Source organism: Parvularculales bacterium (genome assembly GCA_036881865.1).
Lineage (GTDB): Bacteria > Pseudomonadota > Alphaproteobacteria > JAPOUT01 > JBAJNM01 > JBAJNM01.
In genome coordinates this window covers 1-10,232 of sequence record JBAJNM010000089.1, presented here as the reverse complement: position 1 = coordinate 10,232, position 10,232 = coordinate 1, and the positions used below count along the sequence as shown (strand labels likewise).

General features: G+C 55.3%; 6 protein-coding genes. 5 read left to right on the top strand and 1 reads right to left on the bottom strand.

The features are described 5' to 3' along the window. Positions 1–183: 183 nt before the first annotated feature. A complete protein-coding gene (locus V6Z81_11460; GenBank protein MEG9863084.1) occupies positions 184–1,416 on the top strand; it encodes an aminotransferase class I/II-fold pyridoxal phosphate-dependent enzyme in 1,233 nt (410 codons plus the stop codon). Here V6Z81_11460 and V6Z81_11455 read toward each other — a convergent pair whose 3' ends face one another. Beyond that, positions 1,417–3,732, bottom strand: a complete 2,316-nt coding sequence (locus tag V6Z81_11455; GenBank protein ID MEG9863083.1) for an Rne/Rng family ribonuclease — start codon at positions 3,730–3,732, stop codon at positions 1,417–1,419. It lies immediately after the preceding gene. A gap of 402 nt (positions 3,733–4,134) precedes the next feature. On the opposite strand from V6Z81_11455, the gene V6Z81_11450 reads away from it, so the two are divergent. The 4 genes from V6Z81_11450 to V6Z81_11435 form a co-directional block, all read left to right on the top strand. Then, entirely contained in the window at positions 4,135–5,532 is a 1,398-nt protein-coding gene (locus tag V6Z81_11450) for an N-acetylmuramoyl-L-alanine amidase (GenBank protein ID MEG9863082.1), read from the top strand. A 73-nt stretch (positions 5,533–5,605) separates the two neighbouring features. Beyond that, positions 5,606–8,200, top strand: coding sequence for a penicillin-binding protein 1A (locus tag V6Z81_11445; protein ID MEG9863081.1), 2,595 nt, complete (start codon positions 5,606–5,608; stop codon positions 8,198–8,200). A gap of 37 nt (positions 8,201–8,237) precedes the next feature. Then, positions 8,238–9,356 (top strand): peptide chain release factor 2, encoded by a 1,119-nt coding sequence (prfB, locus tag V6Z81_11440; protein ID MEG9863080.1) that lies wholly within the window; start codon positions 8,238–8,240, stop codon positions 9,354–9,356. Between the two features lie 58 nt (positions 9,357–9,414). Beyond that, on the top strand, positions 9,415–10,232 hold an 818-nt coding region (locus V6Z81_11435; protein ID MEG9863079.1), incomplete at its 3' end, for a hypothetical protein.

Here is a 10,232-nt window from a genome sequence, read left to right as displayed (position 1 = left end):
TGATTCCCGCCTCTTCGGCCATAGGGCGCGCGATCCGCAGCAACCCGGCTTCAATTTCAGTATCCCGGATGACGGAAGCCTTAGCAAGGTGCGGGACGAGCAGAGCCACAGCCATAATAATGGCTGCCAGATGCCGGAAGATTTGGTGCTTCGATATTCTTGGCATTTCGACTCCGATAGAGTATGCCTGCTCATTCAACAAGAACGCTACGCACATACCATATTATATTGGAAAATGGTGATATTATGACGGTCAAACTTTCCAAGAGGTCGGATATTTCGCCATTCCTCGTCATGGATGTGATGTCACGTGCCGCCTCGCTTGAAGCGGAAGGTGCACATCTCATGCATCTTGAAGTCGGCCAGCCTTCATCAGGGGCGCCCGCTCCGGCGAAAAAGGCCATCGTTGATGCCCTCGATGACCCTGCCAGCCACGGCTACACCCTGACGATGGGCATTAAACCGCTGCGGCAGGGTATAGCTGATCATTACAGCCGTGTTTACGGGCTCACGGTTAACCCTGATAACGTTGTGGTTACTGTTGGCTCATCCCTCGGTTTCATGATGGCGTTTCTCAGTTGCTTCGATCCGGGGGATACCGTCGCCATGACCGATCCCGGCTACTCGGCCTATCGTAACCTGCTGAAATCTGCCGGGTTGCAAGCGGTGATGATTGGTGTGCGCGGTGCCGAAGGCTGGAAGCTCAAGCCCGAACATCTTGATGCCCTGCCTGAAACGCCCACGGGGCTGATTATTGCCAGCCCGGCTAACCCCACGGGCGTGGTGCTCAATGCTGAGGAGTTGGCCGCCATTGCCGCCTGGTGTGATGAGAATGATGTGCGGCTTATTTCCGATGAAATCTATCACGGCATTTCATTCGACGTGGATACGCACACGGTGCTTCCCATGGCGAAGGATGCGATCGTTATCAATTCTTTTTCAAAATACTTTTCGATGACGGGTCACCGTGTCGGCTGGATGATCGTACCCGATGATCTCATCGAACCCATGGACAGGCTGGCACAGAATGCTGTTATCTCGGTATCGACACTTTCTCAAATCGCCGCTACCGCCGCAATCAGCGATCCTGAGTCCATCACAGAACTCGAAGGTCATATCAGCCGTTACGGACGAAACCTTGATGTGCTTCGAGGCGGGCTTGATCCGCGACTGATGCAGGATGCCGCTCCGGCAGAAGGGGCCTTCTATCTCTATTTCCGGACATCGGCGGTAGCCGAGGACAGTTTCGTTCTGGCTGACAGGCTACTGAAAGAAGCCCATGTCGCCACCACCACCGGCGCTGATTTTGATACCGAGCAGGGACGGGATTATCTGCGGCTTTCCTTTGCCGGATCCACCGCGGATATGGAAGAGGCTACGCGCCGGATAAACTCATGGCTTGCCGATAACTGCTGATCAGCTGTTCCACCAGCCCTTTTTCTTTGATGCCGGTTTGACAGCGTCAATATCCACCACGTTGACCGGGGACGATGTGGAGTTTTTCTTTCCTTTTGAGGCCTTCTTGCCTGCAGCCGGCTTCTTGGTCTTGGCGGCCTGCTTCTTTTCAGTTTTCGCCTTTGCATCAGGTTTGGCCGTGTCTTCGCCCCCAGCCGACTTCGCCTTTGCAGACTTCTTTCGGGCAGACTTCTTGCGCGGCGCCTTCGGTTTTGTTTCGTCTGCAGCAGTATCCGACGGCGCCTCATTTGCCGCTTCGGTCTTGCCGGTGTCAGGTGCGGCTTTGTTCCGGCTGCGTGGCTTGCGTTTTTCTTCCGCTTCTGCCGGAACGTCGGCGTTGTTCGTGTTTGCTGCGGCTTCCGCGCCGTTTTCACCCTGATCCCGGCGCCGCTTGCGGCCGCCGCGTTTGCCCCGGCGGCGATGGCGCTTGGACTTATCTTCACCATTTTCATCATCGCTCTTGGCTGCGGAGTTGTCTTGCTTTGTGGATGCCTCCGCTTCTTTTTCGGCGGTGTTATCGCTGCCCTTGCGGTTGCCCCGGCGGCGTCGGCTCCGGCCTTCTGGTTTCTCACTTGCCGCTGCTGCCAGTGACGGATCTTCCCCAAAGCGGGTTTCCGGAGCGATAAGGCTGTCATCCTGGTGCAGACGGATGGCTATGCCAAAGCGTTGTTCCATGCCGGCAATGACGTCACGCTTGTTGTTCAGAATATAGATCGCGATACTTGCGCTCATGTAAACAAAGAGGTCGTCCCCGCGTCCCTTGATTGCCTCGGCTTCAATACTTCGAAGGGCCTGAAGGGCTGCAGATTCAACTGACCGTATACGGCCCGTGCCCTGACAATGGGGGCAGAGGTCGCTTACCGTCTCGGCGAGACTGGGGCGAAGGCGCTGGCGCGACATTTCAAGCAGCCCGAACTGGCTGATGGAACCAAGCTGAATTCGCGCCCTGTCATTGCTGACAGATTCTTTCAGCTTTCGCTCCACCGCACGCTTGTTGCGATTATTTTCCATATCAATGAAATCAATAACGATCAGCCCTGCAAGATCACGCTGGCGCAACTGCTGGGCAATTTCCGCGGCAGCTTCAAGATTGGTTTTGAGCGCGGTTTCCTCAATGTTCCGCTCCCGGGTGGCGCGCCCGGAGTTAACGTCGATTGCCACCAGCGCTTCAGCCTGGTTGATAACAAGATAGCCGCCGGATTTAAGTGTGACCTGGGGGTCATGCATGGCCGAAAGCATGGCTTCAACCTGATGCTTCTGGAAGAGAGGCATCGATGTGTCGTCGTAGCCGCGAACTTTCTTCACATGGCTGGGCATCAGGTTTTTCATATGGGTTCGGGCTGATTTATAGGCTTCATCCCCTTCAACCAGAACTTCATCAACATCGGATGTGTAATAATCCCTGATGGCGCGCTTAACCAGATTGCCTTCCTCATGGATCAGAACAGGCGCGTTCGATTCCATGGTCAGTGCGCGGATTTCATCCCATTGACGTGACAGATAGGTGAAATCTCGATTGATTTCCGCCTTCGTTCTCTTTGAGCCTGCGGTGCGGAGGATCACCCCCATGCCCTTGGGAATCTCAAGCCCGTTGATGATCTTTTTCAGTTTCTTGCGATCATCTGAATTGCTGATTTTGCGGCTGACTCCGCCGCCGTGATGTGTGTTCGGCATCAAAACGCAGTAGCGTCCGGCCAGCGAAAGGTAGGTTGTCAGTGCGGCGCCCTTGCCGCCGCGTTCTTCCTTTACCACCTGAATGAGCAGGATCTGCCGGTTTGAGATAACTTCCTGAATTTTGTAGTGACGGGAACTCTGGGCCTTCCGGCGGCGTTCAGAGCGCAGCTCGTCCTCGTTGTCCTCGCCGGAGTCCACCACTAATTCATCTGTATCGGCGGCTTTTTCATCTGTGTCGGCGGCTTTTTCATCCGTATCAGCGGCTTTTTTGGAATTCTCACCATTGTCCTCGCTGTCTTCGTTTTCACGGGCAGCGCGCTCTTCCTCTTCGGCAAGCAATTTCTCGCGGTCTTCAATGGGGATACGATAGTAGTCGGGATGGATTTCACTGAACGCCAGGAAACCCTGACGGTTGCCGCCATACTCCACAAAGGCCGCCTGCAAGGACGGCTCAACCCGTGTCACTCTTGCAAGGTAGATGTTTCCTTTGAGTTGTTTACGGTGGCTGGTCTCGTGATTATAATCCTCGATCTTGTTGTTGTTGAGCAGAACGACACGTGTTTCGTCGTCTTGCCGTGCATCGATAAGTAGTTTTTTTGACATTGTTGTGACTTTCTTCCGCGCACAGAACGCCCCTGGGGCGTATGTGTCCTGTTGCCGGATTGTTCAGAAACGAGGCTTGATGCATCTTCGTGCCATAAAGAAAAGCCGCCTCCTTCGAGGGGCGGATGATTATCTGATCACTGGCATTGGCTGTCATGGCCTTGTCTTTCGGTATAGGGCGAGATTTCGCCCTCTCTCATGTCGCGATGCCGTATTACGGTCATCAGCGATAAATCTGTTTGGTCAGGAAATGACCTGACAACCCCAATATAAGGGCAGAAATGCTTACTTACAATCATAATCGGCATAATCGGCAAATTTGACCAGGAAAGGCGGTATCCTGCGGCTTCACATGAGGCTGGTGTTGCGGTACAACTCAACAACGACGGCGGAGGTCAACGCATGCACAGACTGATCAGCTCAGTCCTTCTTCTGGCAGTGTCCATCCTGACATGGGTTCAGCCTGCACTGGCAGAAAACCGCATTCTCGGCCTGCGTACCGGCATTTTTGAAGATTCGAGCAGGCTGGTGATTGAAACATCGGAAAATGTGCCGGTATCGCTTTTTCTGCTCTCCAAGCCATGGCGTTTAGTTGTCGATTTGCCCGCATCATCATGGCAGGTGGAGGGTCAGGATAAATCCGGCTCATTGCAGACAGCGCCCCTCAAGGGGTATCGCTATGGCGACCATCAGTCCGCGGGATCACGGCTGGTGATTGATCTTAATGCCCCGGCCATACCAATCAGGGCTTTTCGTCTGCCGCCACTTGATACCGGCCAAAGACTGGTGATCGACTTAAGGGACCAGGGCGAGACGGCGTTCCACATCGCCGCCAGGGCCCTGCTTGCGGCGCGCGGCAAGCCGCTCGAGGTTGAACAGAGGGCGCAGGAACCCGTTCAGCCCGCCATCCTGAAGCCGGTGCCCAAGCCGTCTGGGACAGATGCGGGCGTCGCGCAGTCCGAGCTGGCCGCCATCCTTAAACCATTGCCCAAACCGCCTTTGCCGCAATCGGGAAAGAGTGCTTCAGGTTTGTTGCTGCCCTTGCCAAAACCCGGTTTTCTGCGAGATAAGCCTGCCGCAGACAGGGCCGCCCAACCGCGCAAATGGGTTGTGTTCATTGATGCCGGCCATGGCGGCAAGGATCCGGGCGCGATCAGCCCATCCGGTATCAAGGAAAAGACGATCACGCTCAAGGCCGCGCATGAACTGGCGCAGCAGCTGAATGCCACGGGCAGGATCAAGGCGGTACTTTCACGTCATGATGACCGGTATCATCGGCTGCGTAAGCGCATTAGTCTGGCGCGGGAAGAAAGGGCTGATATTTTCATCTCGCTGCATGCTGATGCCGCCCCGAATCGTCAGGCGATGGGGGTTTCGGTCTTCACACTTTCGGAAATGGCATCGGATAAGGAGGCGGCCCTGCTTGCCGCGAAGGAAAATAAGGCGGACCTGATCGGCGGACCCGATCTTGGCACTACCGATGAGGCAGTAACCACGGTATTGCTGGGCATGTTCCAGCGTGAGTCAATGAACCAGTCTTCCGTTCTTGCAGCCGAAATGAATAAAGCCTTCGAAGGGCTGCCAACCCCGCGGCGGGGGCATCGGTTTGCCGGTTTTGCAGTCCTCAAATCCCCTGATGTGCCCTCGGTTCTGATCGAGATGGGATTTCTGACCAACCGCAAGGATGAGCGGAATTTGCAAAGCCAGAAATACATGAATGACCTGATGAAGCGGATCACCCGGGCCGTGTTGACGTATTTTGAAAATACCGATATTTCTGCCCCTCAGAATCTGCCATAATTCGGCCCACATAATCGCCATGATCGGCTGTCATAGTGAATAGTGCGATACAACTGAAAGGGTCTTATCTCCCGTGTCCGTAGCTGATAAAGACGAAAGAAAAAGACCGGAGTCTGAAGGGAAGACGAAAGAGCAGTCCCCAGGGCAGCCCTCAGGGCAGCCCCCAGAGCGGCCACGGCGCAACAGCCGGGTGTTGCGTTATGTCATTGCGGGCGGCGGTCTCTTTGTTCTTGCTTGCGGCGTGGCGGTTGCCGGGGTGCTCTGGGTGTTCTGGGAATATGGCCGAAACCTGCCCCAATACAGCCAGCTCGCCCAGTACGAACCGCCCGTTGTCACGCGAATCCATGCCGGAAACGGCGCCCTTTTGGCTGAATATGCGTTGGAAAAAAGGGTTTTCGTTCCTGTCACGGAGATGCAGGAGCCGTTGATCCAGGCGTTCCTTGCCGCTGAAGACAAAGACTTTTACGACCATTTCGGGATTGATCCGAAAGCCATGGTGAGAGCGGCATTAACCAATTTTGTCAATTTTGGTTCAGGCCGGCGCCTTGTCGGGGCATCGACGATCACCCAGCAGGTGGCGAAAAATTTTCTTCTCAGTAATGAAGTGTCGATAGAGCGAAAGATCAAGGAGGGGATTCTCGCGATCCGAATGGAGCGTGCACTCAGCAAGGATCAGCTGCTTGAATTGTATCTGAATGAGATTTATCTCGGCTCGGGCAGTTATGGTGTGGCGGCTGCGGCGTTGAATTATTATGACAAAGCGCTGGCTGATTTGACTTTGGCTGAGATGGCCTATCTTGCCGCGCTGCCGAAAGCCCCGAACAACTATCACCCCGTACGGAAATACAAGGCGGCTATCGGCCGGCGCAACTGGGTGCTGGGGCAGATGGTTGAAAACGGTTTTGTGACAGCCGAGGAGGCTGCTGCCGCAAAGCAGGAGCGGATCACATTGCGGCCTCGTTCAGGTGTTGATGATGCCGAAGCGCCTTATTTCGTTGAAGAAGTCAGGCGCCAGATGGTTGACCGCTACGGGGCTGACGCTTTTTATTCCGGCGGCTATTCCGTGCGGACAACGATTGACCCGAAATTACAGCAGATTGCCGACCGTGTCATGATTGAGGGGCTGGAATCTCTTGATAAACGCCAGGGATGGCGCGGGCCGCTGGGGCATCTTGAAGGGGTGCAGGAATCCCTTGGCAAAATCCTCTGGCACTACGGCAGGGGCATGCATGAGGGCCGCTATCCCGCATTGGTGACCGGGGTTGCCAAAAGGCAGGCCCAGATCACTGTCATGACCACACGCGACCCCGATAACCCCGCTCTCGTCAATGGCATCATTCCTTTTGCCCTGGCTGACTGGGCCTATCCGCCGCGGGACAGCGACGGGATCAGACCCCGGCCGCTGACCAGTCTTACCGATGCGCTCAAGAAAAATGACATTATCATGGTTCAGCGTCCGGCAGATGTGCCGGACCGCGTTGCCCGGATCAAGGGTGAACCCGAATTTGATAAAACCGTCTGGGCGCTTGGCCAGGCGCCGTCGGTGCAGGGGGCGCTGCTTGCGCTTGACCCCCATACAGGACGTGTGCTGGCGATGACGGGCGGTTATAACGCCGCAACGAGTGAGTTCAATCGTGCCACCCAGGCGCAGCGTCAAGCGGGTTCCGCGTTTAAGCCCTTTGTCTACCTGGCCGCTTTGGATAACGGTTTCTCGCCAACGACGCGAATTCTCGATGCGCCGCTGGTCGTGGATCAGGGGCCCGGTCTGCCAAAGTGGAAGCCGGCAAACTATACCCGTAAATTTTACGGTCCCAGCATTATGCGTCAGGGGATTGAGCAGTCACGCAACCTGATGACCGCGCGTCTCGCCATGGCAATTGGCATGCCGGCCGTGCAGGATTACGCCAGCCGGTTCGGGATCGATAATGATATGCCGGCCTTGCTTTCAATGTCGCTGGGAGCGGGTGAGACGACACTTATGCAACTTACCGCTGCCTATGGCATGGTTGCCAATGGCGGCTCCTTCATCACGCCGGCACTTGTTGACCGGGTGCAGGACCGTTTTGGGAAAACGGTTTACCGACATGACAGTCGCGACTGCTTTGGCTGCAGCCTTGCTGCCATTCCTTCCGGTGATGCCACCCCGCCGCTCCTGCCGGACCAGCGGCGACGGGTGACAAGCAATGCCACAGCCTATCAGATGGTCTCGATGCTTGAGGGAGTGGTCAGCCGGGGGACCGGGCGGAGGATCGGCAATCTCGGTTTAACTGTTGCCGGCAAGACAGGTACCACCAATGATAACACCAATGCCTGGTTTATCGGTTTCACGCCGGATCTTGTTATCGGCGTCTATGTCGGGTTTGATGCACCGAAACCGCTGGGCAAGAGTGAAACGGGGTCAACCGCTGCCGTCCCGATATTTGCCGATTTTATTGCCGAGGCCATGCAGGGGCGGGCCCAGATTCCTTTCCGGCGCCCGCAAGGGGTCAATCTGTTCACCATCAATGCGCTTAACGGGCAGCGGGCCCGTGAGGGCGATAAGCAGGTCATAACCGAAGCCTTCAAGCCCGGGCAGCGCCCGCTTGCCGTTGGCAAGAATTCTGCTGTGATCGATGTGCCGGGCAGGGATGCGACGGCGGTTGCAGAGCCGCTTCCGGGGCTGTATTAAACAGAGGCTTTGTCTCAGAACCATCCATCGGGCTATCATGCAAGCCGAAATCGAACATAAAGTTACCTCAATCCGTTCAAGCTTGAGTCTGCTGCGCCAGCATTTAGGCTGGGATCGGGCTGTGGCCCGTCTTGAAGATCTCAATGCCCAGGCTGAAGACCAAAACCTTTGGGATGACCAGGAACGCGCCCAGAAAGTTATGCGCGAGAAGAACCGGCTTGATCGTCTTATCGGCGGGGTGAGGGAAATAGAGACTGCACTTGAAGATGCAATCGCGTTGATCGCCCTTGGTGAAGAGGAAAACGACACCGACGTCATTACCGAAGCTGAGAGCAGTCTCGGCGAGATTGAGGCCATTGCCTCCAAGCGCCAGATCGAGAGCCTGCTTTCGGGCGAAGCTGACGGCAATGACTGCTTTATTGAAATTAATGCCGGTGCCGGCGGTACCGAGGCTCAGGACTGGGCGGCCATGCTGCAGCGCATGTATGCCCGCTGGGGCGAGGCCCATGGCTACAAGATTGAGTATATTGAAGAAAGCGCCGGCGAAGAAGCCGGCCTCAAATCGGTGACCATGCGTCTCAACGGTGACAGTGCCTATGGCTGGCTGAAGACGGAAAGCGGTGTGCACCGCCTTGTCCGTATCTCACCCTACGATTCATCAGCGCGGCGGCATACCAGTTTTGCTTCGGTCTGGGTCTATCCGGTGGTCGATGATACGATCGAGATTGAGATTGAAGAAAAGGATCTGCGGATTGACACCTATCGGGCTTCCGGTGCAGGCGGCCAGCATGTCAACAAGACGGATAGTGCTATCCGTATTACCCACCTGCCGACAGGGATCGCTGTTCAGTGCCAGAACGACAGATCTCAGCACCGCAACAAGGCAACGGCCCTTAACATGCTGAAAGCACGCCTCTATGAGCTGGAATTGCAGCGGCGCGAGGCGGAAGCCAGTGAAACCGCTTCCAGCAAGACGGAAATCGGCTGGGGCAACCAGATCAGATCCTATGTTCTGCACCCTTACCAAATGGTCAAAGATCTCCGCACCCAGGTGGAAAAGGGGAATGCTCAGGGTGTTCTCGATGGCGATCTGGATGATTTCATTGAAGCCGGACTTGCCATGAAAGTCAGTAACCAGCGCGAGGGCGGCTCGTAACGCGTCCCCTGGCTTTGGCGGCCCGCCCGTGTTTTGCTGACACGATGCTGCCGGAATTGTGTTATACCATCTGAAAAAATACCATGAAAAGATACAGGACTATGAGCAGCAGGAAAAAAAGGATAGCCCAATATCGGCATCATGGGATGGCCGTATTCCGGGGGATGGTTTTTTGTTCCTGAGAAATCGAAAATTTCAAACTGCCGTTCTCGTTGCTTTCACAGTGCTGATCGTTGCTGCGGGCGGTTATGGTTACAGTTTTTGGAAGCAGGTTAATAATACAGGCGGCCTCGTTCTGTTTATCCAGGACAAACTAAGCCACCACGCAGAAGGCGTTTTCGGCAGTATCGAAAAGGCCGAGCTGGAATTCAGCCTGTCTGCATTGCCGGTCAGGCTCAAGGCGAGCAATGTCAGACTGAATGCTTCCGATACGGTCGTTGTGCTGCCGCAATCGGAATTCAGATTCAGTTTAATTAATATTCTGCTCGGGGAATTGAATCCGACAGAGATGAGACTTTCCGGTCTTGAAATTGAAATTGAACATGGATCAAAGGGCTGGCATGCCGGACCTTCGATGAAGCTGCTAACGGCCCTGATTGATGACGCTGATGCCGCCTCCGGCGGCGGCCCTCTGGCTTCGATCAAATCACTGTATATTGATGATGCCAAACTCAGGGTCATGTCCGATCCTGACCAAACCGGCACAGAAGGTGTTGGCCGGGCCGAAATTGAACCCATCGCCATCGTGCTCAATAAGAAGGGCAACATCTTCGAGGGCAGAATTGATGCCGGCGATGTCATGGGTGGCAAAGGCGGGGTTGATTTTACCGGCAATCCCGCAGACACCGGTCTCAATTTTTCAGTGACACTTTCTGA